General features: G+C 37.5%; 17 protein-coding genes and 1 other annotated feature. Of the genes, 9 read left to right on the forward strand and 8 right to left on the reverse strand.

Going from position 1 to position 16,011, the window contains the following annotated elements; all coding sequences use genetic code 11:
- Nucleotides 1-48: 48 nt before the first annotated feature.
- Together KFO35_RS05520 and KFO35_RS05525 are read left to right on the forward strand one after the other, a co-directional pair.
- A complete protein-coding gene (locus KFO35_RS05520; protein ID WP_002288275.1) occupies nucleotides 49-1,023 on the forward strand; it encodes a ring-cleaving dioxygenase in 975 nt (324 codons plus the stop codon).
- A gap of 55 nt (nucleotides 1,024-1,078) precedes the next feature.
- Nucleotides 1,079-1,684, forward strand: a complete 606-nt coding sequence (locus tag KFO35_RS05525) for an alpha/beta hydrolase (RefSeq protein ID WP_002315241.1) — start codon at nucleotides 1,079-1,081, stop codon at nucleotides 1,682-1,684.
- 92 nt (nucleotides 1,685-1,776) lie between these two features.
- On the opposite strand, the gene KFO35_RS05530 is transcribed toward KFO35_RS05525, so the two are convergent.
- The 5 genes from KFO35_RS05530 to KFO35_RS05550 form a co-directional block, all read right to left on the reverse strand.
- Complete coding sequence (locus KFO35_RS05530; protein ID WP_024636178.1) at nucleotides 1,777-2,529, reverse strand: class II aldolase/adducin family protein; 753 nt, start codon at nucleotides 2,527-2,529, stop codon at nucleotides 1,777-1,779.
- A gap of 13 nt (nucleotides 2,530-2,542) precedes the next feature.
- Complete coding sequence (locus tag KFO35_RS05535; RefSeq protein WP_002291816.1) at nucleotides 2,543-2,803, reverse strand: hypothetical protein; 261 nt, start codon at nucleotides 2,801-2,803, stop codon at nucleotides 2,543-2,545.
- Nucleotides 2,804-2,824: 21 nt separating this feature from the next.
- Entirely contained in the window at nucleotides 2,825-4,186 is a 1,362-nt protein-coding gene (locus KFO35_RS05540; protein ID WP_024634718.1) for a PTS galactitol transporter subunit IIC, read from the reverse strand.
- A 70-nt stretch (nucleotides 4,187-4,256) separates the two neighbouring features.
- On the reverse strand, nucleotides 4,257-4,556 hold the full coding sequence (locus KFO35_RS05545) for a PTS sugar transporter subunit IIB (RefSeq protein ID WP_002315244.1): 300 nt from the start codon (nucleotides 4,554-4,556) through the stop codon (nucleotides 4,257-4,259).
- Between the two features lie 11 nt (nucleotides 4,557-4,567).
- On the reverse strand, nucleotides 4,568-5,026 hold the full coding sequence (locus KFO35_RS05550; protein ID WP_002291813.1) for a PTS sugar transporter subunit IIA: 459 nt from the start codon (nucleotides 5,024-5,026) through the stop codon (nucleotides 4,568-4,570).
- A 222-nt stretch (nucleotides 5,027-5,248) separates the two neighbouring features.
- Between KFO35_RS05550 and KFO35_RS05555 the strand changes: the two genes are divergently transcribed.
- Nucleotides 5,249-6,040 carry a DeoR/GlpR family DNA-binding transcription regulator gene (locus KFO35_RS05555; protein WP_156272191.1) on the forward strand — a complete coding sequence of 264 codons (792 nt, stop codon included), beginning with the start codon at nucleotides 5,249-5,251 and terminating at the stop codon, nucleotides 6,038-6,040.
- Entirely contained in the window at nucleotides 6,006-6,959 is a 954-nt protein-coding gene (locus tag KFO35_RS05560) for a 1-phosphofructokinase family hexose kinase (RefSeq protein ID WP_002291810.1), read from the forward strand. The genes KFO35_RS05555 and KFO35_RS05560 overlap by 35 nt, the downstream gene beginning before the upstream one ends.
- Before the next feature lie 223 nt (nucleotides 6,960-7,182).
- Here KFO35_RS05560 and KFO35_RS05565 read toward each other — a convergent pair whose 3' ends face one another.
- Nucleotides 7,183-8,157 carry an alpha/beta hydrolase gene (locus tag KFO35_RS05565; RefSeq protein ID WP_002315245.1) on the reverse strand — a complete coding sequence of 325 codons (975 nt, stop codon included), beginning with the start codon at nucleotides 8,155-8,157 and terminating at the stop codon, nucleotides 7,183-7,185.
- A 114-nt stretch (nucleotides 8,158-8,271) separates the two neighbouring features.
- On the opposite strand from KFO35_RS05565, the gene KFO35_RS05570 reads away from it, so the two are divergent.
- Nucleotides 8,272-8,706 (forward strand): MerR family transcriptional regulator, encoded by a 435-nt coding sequence (locus KFO35_RS05570; protein WP_024636177.1) that lies wholly within the window; start codon nucleotides 8,272-8,274, stop codon nucleotides 8,704-8,706.
- A gap of 123 nt (nucleotides 8,707-8,829) precedes the next feature.
- On the opposite strand, the gene KFO35_RS05575 is transcribed toward KFO35_RS05570, so the two are convergent.
- Nucleotides 8,830-9,852 carry an LLM class flavin-dependent oxidoreductase gene (locus KFO35_RS05575; RefSeq protein WP_002315247.1) on the reverse strand — a complete coding sequence of 341 codons (1,023 nt, stop codon included), beginning with the start codon at nucleotides 9,850-9,852 and terminating at the stop codon, nucleotides 8,830-8,832.
- A 391-nt stretch (nucleotides 9,853-10,243) separates the two neighbouring features.
- On the opposite strand from KFO35_RS05575, the gene arsC reads away from it, so the two are divergent.
- The 4 genes from arsC to KFO35_RS05595 all read left to right on the forward strand — a co-directional run bounded on the left by arsC (nucleotide 10,244) and on the right by KFO35_RS05595 (nucleotide 14,332).
- Complete coding sequence (gene arsC, locus KFO35_RS05580) at nucleotides 10,244-10,666, forward strand: arsenate reductase (thioredoxin) (protein WP_002315248.1); 423 nt, start codon at nucleotides 10,244-10,246, stop codon at nucleotides 10,664-10,666.
- Nucleotides 10,667-10,806: 140 nt separating this feature from the next.
- Nucleotides 10,807-11,054, forward strand: a binding site (T-box leader).
- 201 nt (nucleotides 11,055-11,255) lie between these two features.
- Nucleotides 11,256-11,807: an ECF-type riboflavin transporter substrate-binding protein gene (locus KFO35_RS05585; protein WP_002315249.1), complete on the forward strand. Its 552-nt coding sequence runs from the start codon at nucleotides 11,256-11,258 to the stop codon at nucleotides 11,805-11,807.
- A gap of 16 nt (nucleotides 11,808-11,823) precedes the next feature.
- Nucleotides 11,824-13,512: an ABC transporter ATP-binding protein gene (locus KFO35_RS05590; RefSeq protein ID WP_156272193.1), complete on the forward strand. Its 1,689-nt coding sequence runs from the start codon at nucleotides 11,824-11,826 to the stop codon at nucleotides 13,510-13,512.
- Nucleotides 13,499-14,332, forward strand: a complete 834-nt coding sequence (locus KFO35_RS05595; protein ID WP_002315251.1) for an energy-coupling factor transporter transmembrane component T family protein — start codon at nucleotides 13,499-13,501, stop codon at nucleotides 14,330-14,332. The genes KFO35_RS05590 and KFO35_RS05595 overlap by 14 nt, the downstream gene beginning before the upstream one ends.
- 237 nt (nucleotides 14,333-14,569) lie before the next feature.
- Here the strand turns inward: KFO35_RS05595 and KFO35_RS05600 are convergent, their stop codons facing one another.
- Complete coding sequence (locus KFO35_RS05600) at nucleotides 14,570-15,856, reverse strand: BglG family transcription antiterminator (protein WP_002315252.1); 1,287 nt, start codon at nucleotides 15,854-15,856, stop codon at nucleotides 14,570-14,572.
- Nucleotides 15,857-16,011 lie beyond the last annotated feature (155 nt).

Genomic DNA, 16,011 nt, shown 5'->3' on the forward strand with positions numbered 1-16,011 from the left:
TCTAAATCAACTACTTACTTTTTGTAAGTTAACAGGAGGAAATTTATCATGGATACACAAATCAGAGGAATTCACCACGTCACAGCAATGACATCTAGCGCAACAAAAATCTACCGCTTTTTTACAGATATTTTAGGAATGCGCTTAATCAAAAAAACCGTTAACCAAGATGACATCGAAACTTACCATCTTTACTTTACAGATGATACTGGTGCGCCGGGAACAGATATGACTTTCTTTGATTTTCCAAATCAGCCAAAAGGAAAAAAAGGAACAGATACGATCTCTCGTGCTTCTTTCCGTGTGCCAAGTGACGCTGCATTAGACTTTTGGTTAGAACGATTTGAAAAATATGACGTTACTCATTCAGCAATCAACGAACGTTTCGGCAAAAAATATATCGAATTTGAAGATTTCGATAATCAATATTATCAATTGATCTCTGACGAAAATAATCAAGGTGTAGCAGCTGGCATTCCTTGGAAAAACAGCAATGTACCGACAGAGTTTGCGATCACAGGACTTGGACCTGTCTTTGTCCGTGTCAGTCAATTAGAGCATATCCGCTTGATTCTTGAAAAAATCTTAGGATTCAAAGAAACAGACCATTCAGGAGATTTCTACTTATTTGAAATCGGTGAAGGCGGAAATGGTGCAAGCATTATTATTGAACATCGGACAGACTTGCCAAAAGCAATCGAAGGATTTGGAAATATCCATCACTTAGCATTGCGTGTAGCAGACAAAGAAGCATTGGAATACTGGATTCAAGTAATCAATAAGATTGAATTGCCAAATTCTGGTTTCGTCGATCGTTTCTATTTCCAATCTGAGTACTTCCTAGCCGCTCATCACGTACTGTTTGAACTAGCAACTGACGGTCCTGGATTCCTTGAAGATGAACCAGCAGAATCAGCAGGAGAAAAACTATCTCTTCCTCCATTCTTAGAAGAACGTCGTGAAGCCATTGAAGCCTATGTCCGTCCTTTCGATACAAGTGATGCAAATAAAAAACGTGAATAATCTCTTCATGCTACTTCATTTTTTGTATCTATAGAAACAGAAAAGAGGAAACAAAATGACCTATATTTTTGAAAAAGGAACAAGTGGCAAGCATTTGATCTTACTTCATGGCACAGGTGGCGACGAACATTCTTTACTGGATATCGCTCACTTTCTTGCACCAAACAGTACGTTGCTTTCTTTTCGCGGCACGGTCCAAGAAGATGGGATGAATCGTTTTTTCAAGCGTAATGGATTGAATCAATTCGACCTGGACAGTTTGGAAAAAGAAGCAGATAAACTCCATGAAAAAATCAAAGAAATCAGCGAAAAAGAACAGATAGCTTTAAGCGATTGGCTGCTTGTCGGCTATTCAAATGGCGCAAACATCGCTGCTCATTTATTATTGGAGCGTGAGACCGAGCTAAATAAAGGGTTGTTTTTCCATCCGATGTCTCTAGGTGTTCATCAAAGCCGTTCCACATTAGAGGATAAAACCGTCTGGCTTTCTTATGGTGATAACGATCCAATCGTTTCCCCTGCTTCCTTTAAAGAATTGGCCGATCAATTCGAAACACGCCAAGCAAATGTGACGATTCAGCTAACTGTGACAGGTCATCAGTTGTCGATGGACGAAATCGAGCAAGCGAGGGAATGGTCAGAGCATCTTCTAACTAAATAAAAGAAAAGAACTACGACTTACATGACACAACCTGAAGCAGACATCAATCTGGATCATAGTGTGTGAAAGTCGTAGTTTTTTTGTCAGATAGGTTAGTCTCCGCTAACTGTAATAACAGATTTATTATAAATAGCCGTTTTATGTTTCAAATCTTCCAATCTGCCGATTTTCTCACCTTTCGAATAAAACCCATCAGTAATCCCTAGTGCTTGGAAAATCGTCTGTTTATAAGCGATTTCTGCATTCCATTCGACTGTATCAAGGATTTGCAGTGCTTTATGGATGGCTTCGATTCCTGATTCTCCACCTGTGTTGATCAATACACCATGTGAATTGAGTAATAACATATGAGGCAATTCTAAATCATGTGTTTTTACGTAATCGCTTGTCAATTCAGCAAGTTCTTCAGAGCAATTAGGCTCAAAGTCCATGACAGGAATCTCTTTTACTTTAGCTGTGGCTTCTGTCAAATTAGGCATAGGCAACCCAGTAGTCGCCCAGAACATTGCATTAGGCGCATGAGCATGTAGAACAGCTTTGATAGCTGGATTAGTCTCGTACATCGCTTCATGCATATTGATCTCCCGAGTTAAATGACCGACTCCGTCAACGATTCTACGCGTTCTTGGTTCTACTACTAGAACCTGTGCAGGAGAAATCTCTCCTAGATAGGCTTCTGACATCATGGTCGGCGTCATGATGATGTAGTCTTTCCCTTGATCATCAGTAGTTTTAAAGGAAAAATTCCCTCCTGCGACATTTGTGTTTTTCCTTTCGAAAATCACTCTTACGATACGTGCCATGTCCTGTCGTTCTCTCTCAAATAACATACGTCCATCTGACATAATGACCCCTCCATTATCTTTTTATAAAACTTTTTTCTCTCAATATTTCTTTGGTAGCTTCTTTTATTTTTATTGATTCTTCTATTTTCCGTTTTCTTTTTTCATCGTACTCTCTGAATAAAACGTGATTTCCATATTTATAGATCACTAGCGCGAAAAAAATGACCAATAGATTGATGATGATATTCTGAGTAAAGAGTCCATATAGAAATAGCAGAAGTGTACCACAAAGAGCGACTGTCCATTTTATTTTATCTGTCTCTTCTCTTTTCATTGCTTTCCCACCATTTCAATGCTATTTTTGTAGTTCAGCATAACGTTCGCTCGGGACTTTCGCTTTTATCATATATTTATAAAGTAGAACAAACAGTCCTAGAAAAATCACGCATCCTACAATAGCGAGAATATTTCTATTAAATGCCTCCGCAAATAAAACCCTGAACTCCGGCCCTTCTATTGATGACCATGTGATCAACTGTCCTTTCTTGATTCCCTCGACTGCTCCACTTTTTTCTGCTAAATCACTGAGTATTGGCGCAAGATAAGTGGCACCGTACAAATAAATAGGCATCGTGAGGATTCCCAGGATCAGCATACGAGCCAAGTTTCCTCCTGTTAGAAGCAATCCGCCGACCGCAATCGAATAGTTGATGATCCCTGCTAATGGTAATACTTGGTTTCCTGGCAAAATAATGGCATAACCGATAAACACAGGAACAAGTAAAATAGCAGTAACCCAAATCTCTGAACGACCAGCTAATATCGGCCAGTCCAATCCAATATATACTTCACGATCCTTAAATCGCTTTTTCATAAATTCTGACATCGCGTCTGCTAAAGGAGACAAAGATTGCATGAACATTTTAGAGATCATAGGAAACAAACTTAATGCTGTAGCTGTTTGGATCGCTAGATTAAGAGAACCTGAAACACCGTACGCAGCAGCAAAGCCAAGTCCCAAGCCAATAATGAATCCCATTACAGAATTTTCAGAGAAGATCCCAATTTTCTTCTTCAATGCATTCGTATCCGCTCGTTTATTCAATGCAGGTATTTTATCCATGATCATATTGAAAGGGAGCAACAAGACAGCGGCAGATGTCATAAAATGAGTCACTGTTACTAATGGAATCCCTGTGAGATCTTGTATATGCTTCTGAAACATATCACCAAGCTTTAATTCCAATATGACTTGAACCATTGCTGTAAGAAAGCCTGCAGCCAAACTACCAGAAACATAATAAACTAAATAAGCAGTTAAAGCTTTCCCCCAAACATTCCACATATCAACATTTAACGTCTTCGTCCAATTAAAAAGTAACAGTACAAAATTGACCCCAATCGTTACTGCAAAGAATATAAAAGCATAACTCCACGACCATGTGATGCTTGCTGCACCTGTCCACCCAAGATCAAGTGCAGGCAAACTGATTCCCGTATTTTTAGCCAATGCTTCTGATGCTGGACTTACTGCGTTAGACATATAGCCAATGACCATAGACATCCCGCTAAAAGCGATCCCTAAAGTCAATGCAGACATGAACGCTTTTTTAAATTTCATCCCTGCCAATAATCCAAGTATCAAAATAATCAAAGGAACAAAAATAGCTGATCCTAAATTCAAAACATAATTGATTACGGTTTGGAAGACTTCCATAAATAGACCTTCTTTCTTTTGAAATATAGTAGAAAAACTAGGAGACAATTTTTTATCCAACAATCCTCCTTTACTGTATTAACTCTTTGATACTGTCATAAATAGGTTCTACGCCCATTCCAGTTAAAAATGGAATTCCTGGAAATACTTCAATACCTAACTCTTTTGCTTGTTCAAGTACTTCATCATCCGGCTGCGCGACATACACATAGATTCCAGCAGTAGGAAGCTCATTTTGGATTGATTTGTAATCAACTGCTTCTACAGGAAATGTAATGCCATCATCTTCTAACATACTTTGGATCTTACTCGCGATCGTCTGACTCGTTGCTACGCCACTTCCACATGCGACAATTAACCGATTCTTCATTTTTCTTCCTCCTAAATATAATTTGTAATAAGTTCGTATATTTTTTGCGGTGTTTCTTGTTTCTTATAATTTTCCACGAATGTTTCATCCATGAATAAATTCATAAACGCTTGAAGTAATCCTACTTGTTCTTTTGGTTCTTTGATTCCTAAAAAAAATAGATTTTCTACAGTCATTTCCTGATTATCCCCCATTTGATAAAAATAAATTGGGTTCTTCAGCTGCATAACAAAAACGAATGGCTTTTCGACATATTCACATTCCGAATGTGGCAGTGCAATATTTAAATACTTAGTAATCAATCCTGTAGGAAATTCTCTTTCTCTTGCAATTAGTCCATTCAAATAATTTTCATTGACGTACCCCATTTTTTCTAATCGTTGGGCAGCTATTAAAAAAGCTTCTTCTTTATTTTTTACGTCTACCGCTAATTGAATCAGACTAGGAACAAACATCTCTTTATATTCCATTTCTCCACCCTCTTTTTTGATTAAGTTTGTTAATTTTATGTTCTACTAAGTTCATCTTTGTTTACAAGAACATTATATTTCTGTCAGTTTATTTTGTCAACGCTTTCAAAAGAAATTTATTTTGTTAAATTTGATCTACTTGAAAATAAAATCGTTTATCTATATAATTAAGAAGAACAAAGTCGAACAAAAATTGACTTTTATGTTAAAGGAGTAATTCATATGTTGAAAAAAGAAAGACAAGAACGAATCATTACGTTATTAGAGAAAGATTTTTATTTAACTAATTCAGAAATCGCTAACAAATTAGGCGTATCAGAAATGACCATACGCCGAGATGTCACTGAATTAGCAAAAAAAAATAAAGTAAAAAAGCTGTATGGTGGCGTTGAACGAAAGGAACCTTATAATCGAGAACTATCGACTCAAGAAAAGATTGATACGAATGTAGCCGAAAAAAAATATATTGGCCAAGTCATGAACAGTATAATTCCGGATAATTCTACTATTTATGTAGGCGCCGGTACAACGATCCTGTATACACTCCCTTTCATTCAAAAGAAAAATCTATTTGTAATTACAAATAGTTTGATTGCTTTCAACTATTTGAAGAATCATACTAGTTATCGGATTTTACTTACTGGGGGCGAATTTTCTCCTATTACAGAAGAGTTCATTGGGGAAGTTGCAGAAAGATCTTTTGAAAGTTTGAATGTCGATATCTCTTTCGCTGCAACAAATGGAATATTTGAAAACAATGTCACAACTGCTCAATTTATTGAGGGAAATATTCAAAATGCAGCGCTCAATGCAGCAAAAATCAAATGTATTGTTGCAGATTATTCAAAATTAAATAAATCAGATGTCTATACTTTTAGAAAATTAACCGATTTTGATTATCTAATAACCGATAATCATTTATCAGAACAAGATTTCCATCATTATTCAAAATACTTAACCATATTAAAGGAGCCAAAAAATGATACTGACAATCACGATGAACCCATCCATTGATTCCATTTATTTTACAAAACACTTTGAATTAGGTACGATGACACGCTTTGCTTCTCCGGTACGCTATGTAGGCGGCAAGGGAATCAATTGCGGACGAGCATCTGCTTTACTAGGTTCATCAGTTATTTTAACGGGGTTTTTGGGCGGTTATTTTGGCGGTATGATTCAAGATATGCTGCAAAATGAAAATCTGTTTGATTTGCATTTTTTACCTATTGCAGAAGAATCAAGAGGTGCCGTCACCATCATGCATGATGGTGAAACGCAGACAGAACTTGTGGAAGCTGGTCCTAAAATAGCAGATGCTACTATCAAAAAATTAATGAATGATATCAAACAAATCAGTAAAAATAATTACCTTTCAGTCATTACAATAAATGGTTCTGTCAACAATCAAGATCCCTTTTTGTATGCTAAATTATTACAATATATCAAAGAACAAATAGATCCTTCCACCTATATATTAATGGATATATCTGGACAACATCTCCGTGAAGTCTTAGCAAGTAAGTATAAACCGATGTTCATCAAACCTAATATCCATGAGTTTTCAGATATCATCCATCAAAAAATCACTCAAAAAAGCGACATAAAACACCATCTAAAAACAAATCCACTATTTAAAGATATCGATGTCATCATGGTTTCTTGCGGCTCGTATGGTGCAGTAGTCAAAGTAAAAGAAGAATTTTGGAATGTTGAAATCCCTAAGATTCCTATCACGAATACAACAGGCTCTGGGGATGCCACTGTTGGAGGTTTTGCTCATTCATTAGAACAGAATTATCCTTTAAAAGAATGTATAAGGTATGCAATGGCTTGCGGCATGTCGAATGCACAGCAATCAGAAGTCGGGAAAGTTATCCCAGCTGATGTAAAAAATTTAGCAAAAAATATTAAAATCACAGAAATGAAATAAATAGTATAAAGTGAATGATTATTTACACGAAATGAGACACAAAGAGACTGTGACAAAAAATGTACCGACCCCCCAAAAGTTAGACCAAAAAATCTAACTTTTGGGGGTCAGTACAGTGTCACAGTTCTTTTTTTCGAATAACGGTGTTCTCCTGCCAACTCCTCGGTCACAAGTCACAATATTCAACAAACATGAGAAGCGGCTTTTTCACAACCTCTTTTGGTTACACAAGGTTCTCTTCAAAGAATGTTGCCATTTTTTCAAATGGAATGATATCTGTCTGGTCGTATAGATCTGTATGGGAAGCTCCTGGAATGATCATGAGTTCCTTGTTATCGCCTTTCAGCTCATTGAAAGCATCCTCCCCAAAGTAACGTGAGTGAGCTTTTTCCCCGTGAATGACTAATACTGCATGACGGATTTCTGGAATATAATGCAATAGTTTCGCATTCATAAGTGATAACCCTGATGTCCTATTCCAACCGTCGTTAGAATTTAAAGAACGAACATGGTATCCGCGATCTGTTTTATAATACGCATGGTAATCTTTAACAAACTGAGGAGCATCTTCAGGCAATGGGTCAACCACTCCTCCAGCACGTGCGTAGTCCCCTTGTTTGAAATCAATGATACGTTGTGCATTTAATTCTTCACGCATTTTATATCGGGCATCTTCATCCATAGCATCGAAGTAGCCATTGGCTGTTACTCGAGTCATATCGTACATTGTTGAGACGACTGTTGCTTTGACCCGTGTATCGATCGCTGCCGCATTCAATGCCATACCTCCCCATCCACAAATACCGATGATTCCGATTCTCTCAGGGTTTACATTTTTTTGTACAGATAAAAAGTCTACTGCCGCTTGAAAATCTTCCGTATTGATATCAGGCGAAGCAACATATCGTGGTACTCCTCCGCTTTCTCCTGTAAACGATGGGTCAAATGCAATCGTTAAAAAGCCTCTTTCAGCCATCGTCTGCGCATATAGACCAGACGATTGTTCCTTTACTGCGCCAAATGGTCCGCTCACAGCAATTGCTGGCAATTTCTCTTCACTTACTTCTTTTGGTTCATATAAATCAGCGACTAATGTGATACCGAAACGATTTGGGAAGGTCACCTTTCGATGATTGACTTGCTCGCTTTTTGGAAATACTTTGTCCCATTCTTGGGTGATATTTAATTCTTTACTCATATTCTAAACGCTCCTTTGATCAAAATTGACATTTGTTTTTGAATGTATTATCATGATAAAACTTAAACCTGACTTTAGGTCAAGGATAAAATTTTAATTTAGGAGGATTTTTTTATGTATTCCATTGGACAAGTGTCTGAAATGTTTGGATTGCCTGTTTCTACTTTACGTTATTACGACAAAGAGGGGTTATTTCCTGATATCCAGCGTGTTTCCGGTATTAGAAAATTTTCAGAGAGTGAATTAGAGGCTTTGAGAGTCATTGATTGTTTGAAAAAATCTGGTTTAGAAATAAAAGACATCAAGCAATTCATGGAATGGAGCAAAGAAGGCAGTAAGACATTTGCGGTTCGTAAAGAACTATTTGAAAAGCAAAAAGAAGTTGTAGAAGAAGAAATAACAAAATTAGAAAGAGTACTCGCTATGCTAAATTACAAAAGCTGGTACTATGAAGAAGCAATAAAAACCGGCAATGAAGAAGCCGTATTGAAACTGATTCCTGATGATTTACCCCAACATGTAAAAGAAGCTTATGAACAATCTCACTGAACAAACGGATAACTCACTTTTCTTCTCTATGAACTTCATGAAAACATGAATAAACACCTCTAACTGATTGTTAGAAGTGTTTATTTTTTCACTCAAGTATCCTGCACTTACAGAAATTCCTTTTTACCGCCATCCTAATTCTGGAGCGATATCTTTTACGATTGTTTCAAGCAAGTGCATGTTGTATTCAACGCCTAAAGTATTAGGAATCGTGACAAGTACTGTGTCTGCTTCTTTGATTGCTTCATCTTCAGCTAGCTCCTTGATTAATTGATCAGGTTCACCAGCAAAAGTTTTCCCAAAAATCGTCGGGTTTCGGTGGTAAGCAAGATAGCCGACAGCATCTTGTTGCGGACTACCATCTTGTCCAAATAAGCGTCGATCCAAATCAGTGGTGATTGGCTGGATCGAGCGAGTGACCAATGTTCTTGGTTCAAAATCATGACCTGCTTGCTTCCACGCTTCTTTATACGCACGTAATTGGTTTGCTTGTTGGATATGGAACGGCTCATGGGATTCGTAATTGACTAATGTAGATGATTGCAGATTCATTCCATGTTGTGCTGCCCAGATTGCCGTTTGCTGCGAACCAGCTCCCCACCAGATTCTTTGTCGTAATCCTTCTGAATAAGGTTCGATCCGTAATTTTCCTGATCCTTGTGGGAACATTGGTTGAGGATTTGGTTCTGCAAATGGTTTTCCTTCAAGTAATTCCAAGAATTCAAGGGTGCGTTCCCGTGTCACCTCTTTGATTTCTTCTTCACTGTAATCATACCCAAAGTATTTCCAGCCATCTAGAACTTGTTCAGGTGAACCACGCCCCACTCCTAGTTGCACTCTTCCTTGTGTGATGATATCTGTCAATCCGGCATTTTCTGCCATATAATAAGGGTTTTCATAGCGCATATCGATAAGTCCTGTGCCGATTTCGATCTTACTCGTCTTTGCGCCGATTGCCGCTAGCAAAGGAAACGGCGACCCAATCTGAGGGGCAAAATGATGTACGCGGAAAAACGCTCCGTCTACTCCAATTTTTTCTGCTTCCACTGCTAAATCGATGGATTGCAAATAAGCATCTTGAGCTGTTTTCACGAGTGATCCTTGCTCCATCCAATGTCCAAAGCTTAAAAAGCCGATTTTTTTCAAGGTAATGACCTCCTCCAACCCTACAAAAATGGAAGGTTTTTTATTTTTAATATGAACTGATTCTACTACTTTTTTTCTTAAAAGACGAATAATTGTTCTCGCGTTATATTCAAGAAATTTATCGGCTGACTATACCCCTGCTTCCTTCATCATCTGCCATGTCTTAATCTCTTTTAATAGTCTTTCCCATCGTTGTTTTTTGACTCAAAATGATTGTTTCTAACGTGTATTTATGGTAAAAAAGACAGGATGAGTTCTTTGTACACATCAATTTATACGCTAAACCACAAGAAATATATAAACTAAGAAACCCATTATTTTTTCGCTCCATCATATAGAGTTTTCTTTAGATAAACAATTACAGTTACTAATCCATAACGGAGGAAATCAAATGAAAAAAATCTATTTTTTATGTACGGGCAATTCTTGCCGCAGTCAAATAGCAGAAGGCTACGCGCGTAAATATCTGCCTCCTTCAAAGTTTGAGATCAGAAGTGCGGGGATCGAGACACATGGTTTGAATCCAAGAGCTGTAAAAATCATGGCAGAAGACAGCATCGATATTTCCAAACAGACGTCTGATTTGATTGATAGAGATTACTTTGCTCAGGCAGACTTGATCATTACACTTTGTGGTGATGCCAAAGACAAGTGCCCTGCCGTTCCAAACAATCACGAACACCTTCACTGGGACCTAAAAGATCCTGCACAAGCTGTCGGGAGCGAAGAAGAAATATTAGCGGAATTCAGAAAAGTCAGAGAAGTAATCAAAACAAAGGTTTCTGACTTAAATCAATATGCTCCAAGTTTATAAAGGAATTCTCAAAAATGTTTTTACAATTAACTGATAAATAGAATTGTTCTCTAGCAAAAACTTCTTCTCTTCTTTTTGCTAGATCAATCGTTCCTCCCGTTGACAAATGGATACTTCTCTGCTATTTTATTAGCAATCAATGAAACGCGATGACAAAGAAAGTAAAGTAATGTTAGACGCCAAAGAGAGTTCCTGCTTGGTGAAAAGGAATGCGTATCTGTTACTTGAAAATGGCTTTTGAGCGGATTTCCCGAATATTTAAGGAAATACGGATGTCTACCGTTAACAAGGCACAGTTTCCAAAAGATGATTTTTTTGGGTACTGATCGAGGTAAAGTCTGTGAGGATTTTATAACCAAAGGTGGTAACGCATATCTATGCCCTTAGCAATTTTTTGCTAGGGCATTTTTTTGTACCCACTTTTGAATCGACTATCGATACTAATAAAGTCCATCCACTACTTGACCTTGGATACTATCGAAAGGAAGTGAACTTTCGGAAAATTTCGAATCATCCAACAAAATTTTGACATAATGTGGTCAAAAATTGGAAATGCGTATTCATAAATAAACAATTGGGGGAAAATAGAATGAATAAAAAATTTACAGTAAAGCATATTGTAGCTATCGGTATCGGAGCAGCTGTCTTCTTTATCTTAAAACGTTTCGTCACCATTCCAACAGGTGTTCCAAATACGGATATCGCGACCGCTTACCCTTTTCTAGCGCTGCTAGGCGTAGTTTACGGGCCAGTCGTTGCAGGATTAGCTGGTTTTATTGGCCATGCACTGGGTGATTTAACTACTTATGGTGCTTGGTGGTCATGGATCATTGCATCTGGGATTTTAGGTGTGTTTTTTGGTTTACTGACCAAACGTATCCCAATTGAAGAAGGCATATTTGGTAAAAAAGAAATCACGCTCTTCCTCGTGGGTGAAACGATTGCCAATTTAGTGACATGGGTGATTATTGCGCCTGTGGGAGATATTTTGATTTATGCAGAGGCCCCAAGTAAAGTCTTCACGCAAGGAATCGTTGCTGGAATCACAAATGCTATTGTGACAGGAATTATCGGCATTATTTTATTGAAAGCTTATGCACAGACAAAAGTCAAAAAAGGAAGTTTGAACAAAGAAGCTTAGAACGTGAGGAACTAAAATGATTGAGTTTCGTAATTTTACATTTCAATATGACAGCCAAGCTGAAGCAACATTAAAAAATATCGATTTGATTATCCATCCTGGGGAAAAAATTTTGATCATAGGACCTAGCGGCTCAGGAAAATCAACTTTGGGAAAATGTTTGAATGGCATCATTCCACAAAATGAAAAAGGAAGTTTTACTGGTCAATTAACGATCAATGGTAAAAATTTCAGTAAATCTTCTATCTATGATCTTTCATTAGAAGTAGGCACCGTTTTACAAGATACTGACAGCCAATTTGTCGGATTAACAGTAGCTGAAGATATCGCTTTTTCTCTTGAAAATGAGATGATCGAACAAAAAGAAATGCAAGAAGCAGTCAATTTCTGGGCAAAAAAGACAAATTTACTGGCCCAATTAGACAAACGTCCGCAAGATCTATCTGGCGGACAAAAGCAGCGGGTAGCAATGGCTGGTGTTTTGATCGATGAAACACCTATTCTCTTGTTTGATGAACCATTAGCTAATCTTGATCCACAGACAGGCTATGAAGCAATCCAGATGATTGACCGTCTCTATCAATCGCAACAATTTACGACGATCATTATTGAACATCGTTTGGAGGAAGTGTTAGCTGCACCAGTCGATCGCGTCATCTTGATTGATGAGGGAAAGATCATTGCGGATATAGCTCCTACTGAATTGCTGAAAAGTGATTTATTGTCGAAGTCCGGAATTCGTGAACCCTTATACATCACAGCATTAAAACGTTCTGGACTCTCATTGACAGAATTCCCAGATTTAACACAAGTCGATCAACTGGTTTCCCCAAAGATTGCTGCTGCTTTAGCAAAACAACAAGGGACTTTTTGTTCTCCTTCTAAAAAGAAAACGCCGCTATTGACATTGAAAGATGTATCCTTCCACTTCGGTAAGGAACCAATCATCAAAGGAATCGATTTAACTCTTCATCAAGGAGAGATGGTTAGTTTAGTCGGACATAATGGAGCAGGAAAATCCACATTGTCCAATCTCATCACCGGTTTCCAACCTTTCCAACAAGGAGAACTATTGTGGAAAGACCAATCTATCATATCTGAAAGCATCAAAGAGCGCGCAGACAAAATTGGCTATGTACTGCAAAACAGTAACCAAATGCTTTCTAAAAACATAGTTTTTGAAGAAGTTGCTTTGGCTTTAGAAAATCGCGGTGAAGATCCGATAAACATCCAAGAAAAAGTCTTGGAAACTTTGAAAGTATGTGGATTGTATGAATTTCGTAACTGGCCGATTTCAGCGCTGAGCTATGGACAAAAACGACGGGTAGCAGTTGCATCTATATTGGTACTCGAACCAGAATTGCTGATTCTTGATGAACCGACAGCTGGACAAGATTACTATCACTACACTAAAATGATGAAATTTTTGAAAAAATTGAATCAGCAAGGCCTCACGATTTTGATGATCACTCATGATATGCACTTGATGCTGGAATATACAGAACGGACGATTGTTTTGAAAGAAGGACAAATTATTGCAGATGAAATACCTTCGAAGGTACTATCTTCAACCGATTTAGTTACCTCGGCAAGCTTGCGGAAAACTAGTTTGTATCATTTGGCAAAAAGCAATCAGCTGACAGATGCTAGCGGATTCGTTTCGGCTTTTATTCAGCATAAGGGGGACCCTTATGACAGAGAATAATCTCATCGGTTATGTACCGAAAAAAACAATCATCCATCAACTCAGCGGTTTTACCAAACTTTTTTGTTTTCTATTACTTTCGATTATTGGGATGGTCTCTTATGACACACGATTTTTGCTTTGCCTTGCTGTGTTTTCGGTTCTCATTTTTCGGATAGCCAGAATTAGTTATTCTGAGATCTCTTTTGTATTGAAGTTCATTGCTTTTTTCTCCATTTTGAATTTATTGACTGTTTATTTATTTGCCCCAGAATACGGAGTAGCTATCTATGGTACTCGCCATGTCATCTTTGATGGAATCGGTAGATATACGCTCACTCAAGAACAGGTTTTTTATGAATTCAATTTACTGATTAAATATTTCGTTACCATTCCTCCAGGTTTGATTTTTATTTTAACGACGAATCCAAGTGAATTAGCTTCTAGTATCCATCGAATCGGTGGCTCTTATAAAATTGCTTATGCCTTTTCTTTAGCGCTACGCTACATTCCAGATATCCAAGAGGATTTTCGAACGATTTCCAAAGCCCAGCAAGCACGAGGAAATGAACTCTCTGGTAAAGCCTCTCTCATGAAACGGGTACGAGGAAATTTGACGATTGCGATCCCATTGATTTTTTCTAGTTTAGAACGTATTGAGACGATTTCTTCTGCCATGGAACTTCGGCGTTTTGGAAAGAAAAAAGGACGGACATGGCTGTCGACAAAACCATTGCAACGGAATGATTATCTTGCACTATTTCTCGTTGTCCTTTTTTGTTCAATAGGGATTTTATTAGTGATCCTAAATGACGGACGATTCTATAATCCATTTCATTAAATAGAGGTTGTGGAAAAGATGTTCTGCATCAAGTAATAAGTCCAGCCAAACAAAAACAGCGTTTCATGTTTTTGAATTGGCTGGACTTATTACCGCAGGTGCAAGCTTTTGAACACCGTTATTCGGAAGAAGGAACTGTAACAAGACTTTTGTTACAATCCCTTTGTATTTAGTTTTTTAACTTCAAATAAATAGATAGAATTATTATAAATATAAAGGCAGTTTTTTAATATCTACTTATTCATAACTAGACAACAAGGTTAAAATCTCTAGTGGATGATTGGATTGCATCAACTGTGCCATTTGTTCTGGCTGCTTTTCTAAATAGTGAATAACAGAAAAAATTTTTTTGAACTCTGCATGTTTCAAATCCTTTCTCTTTATTGCTAACAGCAGTACGATACGTATCTGTTCCCCATGCCATAGGACTGGTTCTTTCATTGTTGCAATAGAAATCATCGAATGTTTTACATACAGCGGATTACCGTGAGGAATCGTTACAAATGGTGCCACTCTAGTACTGGCGTGACGGTCTCGTTCCAAGACAGAATCGACGAATTCCGGCTCCACATAATGATGTTCTACTAAGACATTCCCCATAAAATTTAAAATATCTACTGGGTCAGTCCATTCAAGCTGAGGAAAGATCAAAAATGGATGAGTAAAGCTTGCTAGATCAAACGTTTTTTTCTTCTTGATAGGTACATGTTCCAGCATATATTTTGTCAAATAGGCCAGATCAGTTTCTGTGATCATTGGTGAAATCTCGATTACTGGAATATTTTCATATTTAAACGGTAATGTAGTCAAAATAAAATCAACAGGTGGAAAATCTTCCCTCTCTAGTTCTGGCTTATATTCAATTAAATCTATAATCGTTAATTCCGGAAGTTCTCTGTTCAGCCGTGCTTCAAGAAAAGTAGCCATAGCTTTTGAATATTCACTGACTAGAACTGTTTGGTATCTTTTACTTTTCTGATGTTTGTGTCGCTCGATCGCCGCTTGGAAATGGATCGTTAAATAAGCTGTCTCATCTTGCGGAACATAAAAATTTTCTTTCTCAAAATAATCTTCTAGAATCAACTGTAAAACTAAAAAAAGTTGTGTGTACGTACTAAACACACTTTTCGTCAATGGATTAGAAATCTGCAAGCCATAATGGAGTCGAAAATAGGTAGAAGATAAATGAGACCTTAAGTTTTGTTTCAGTAACTGATCTTCTTTCAATGAATAACCTAAAAACTGCTCCACTTGTACAATCAAATGATCAGCAAGTGTACTAGATTCCTTTTGAAATCGTGTGGCTGCTTGTGAGTTTGTAAAAAGATTGGCGATACGCAAAGCCAGATAATTAATTTCATCAGGAGAAAATTCAATTGGGTAAATAGTGGCTAGTTTTGCTAAGATTTGACTACTTAACTGCTGTGCTTGGGTATGCTCAACGACTTCATTTTCGTCTTTACTTAATTTCACTTTCTGGTACTGTTTCATTCGCTCAAGCATAAAATAGATATGAATCTCCACACTAGCCTGGAATGGCAACAGTTTTTTTGACAAATTTTATAAGGTGCAGAACTTCTTTCCGTATGCTATTCCGATTGTCCTTGACAATGAGCCTCCTCGGATGTGACGATCTTCGGCAGGAGCTAACAGTTAAAGTTAGACTGCCTCGCTAGCGT

It is taken from the genome of Enterococcus lactis, from assembly GCF_015751045.1.
In the GTDB taxonomy this organism is placed as follows: Bacteria; Bacillota; Bacilli; order Lactobacillales; family Enterococcaceae; genus Enterococcus_B; species Enterococcus_B lactis.

Excerpts from the sequence above, each read along its gene's own strand:
- KFO35_RS05520 (WP_002288275.1), top strand. The coding sequence starts at position 49 with ATGGATACACAAATCAGAGGAATTCACCACGTCACAGCAATGACATCT.
- KFO35_RS05525 (WP_002315241.1), top strand. The coding sequence starts at position 1,079 with ATGACCTATATTTTTGAAAAAGGAACAAGTGGCAAGCATTTGATCTTA.
- KFO35_RS05530 (WP_024636178.1), bottom strand. The coding sequence starts at position 2,529 with ATGTCAGATGGACGTATGTTATTTGAGAGAGAACGACAGGACATGGCA.
- KFO35_RS05535 (WP_002291816.1), bottom strand. The coding sequence starts at position 2,803 with ATGAAAAGAGAAGAGACAGATAAAATAAAATGGACAGTCGCTCTTTGT.
- KFO35_RS05540 (WP_024634718.1), bottom strand. The coding sequence starts at position 4,186 with ATGGAAGTCTTCCAAACCGTAATCAATTATGTTTTGAATTTAGGATCA.
- KFO35_RS05545 (WP_002315244.1), bottom strand. The coding sequence starts at position 4,556 with ATGAAGAATCGGTTAATTGTCGCATGTGGAAGTGGCGTAGCAACGAGT.
- KFO35_RS05550 (WP_002291813.1), bottom strand. The coding sequence starts at position 5,026 with ATGGAATATAAAGAGATGTTTGTTCCTAGTCTGATTCAATTAGCGGTA.
- KFO35_RS05555 (WP_156272191.1), top strand. The coding sequence starts at position 5,249 with ATGTTGAAAAAAGAAAGACAAGAACGAATCATTACGTTATTAGAGAAA.
- KFO35_RS05560 (WP_002291810.1), top strand. The coding sequence starts at position 6,006 with ATGATACTGACAATCACGATGAACCCATCCATTGATTCCATTTATTTT.
- KFO35_RS05565 (WP_002315245.1), bottom strand. The coding sequence starts at position 8,157 with ATGAGTAAAGAATTAAATATCACCCAAGAATGGGACAAAGTATTTCCA.
- KFO35_RS05570 (WP_024636177.1), top strand. The coding sequence starts at position 8,272 with ATGTATTCCATTGGACAAGTGTCTGAAATGTTTGGATTGCCTGTTTCT.
- arsC (WP_002315248.1), top strand. The coding sequence starts at position 10,244 with ATGAAAAAAATCTATTTTTTATGTACGGGCAATTCTTGCCGCAGTCAA.
- KFO35_RS05585 (WP_002315249.1), top strand. The coding sequence starts at position 11,256 with ATGAATAAAAAATTTACAGTAAAGCATATTGTAGCTATCGGTATCGGA.
- KFO35_RS05590 (WP_156272193.1), top strand. The coding sequence starts at position 11,824 with ATGATTGAGTTTCGTAATTTTACATTTCAATATGACAGCCAAGCTGAA.
- KFO35_RS05595 (WP_002315251.1), top strand. The coding sequence starts at position 13,499 with ATGACAGAGAATAATCTCATCGGTTATGTACCGAAAAAAACAATCATC.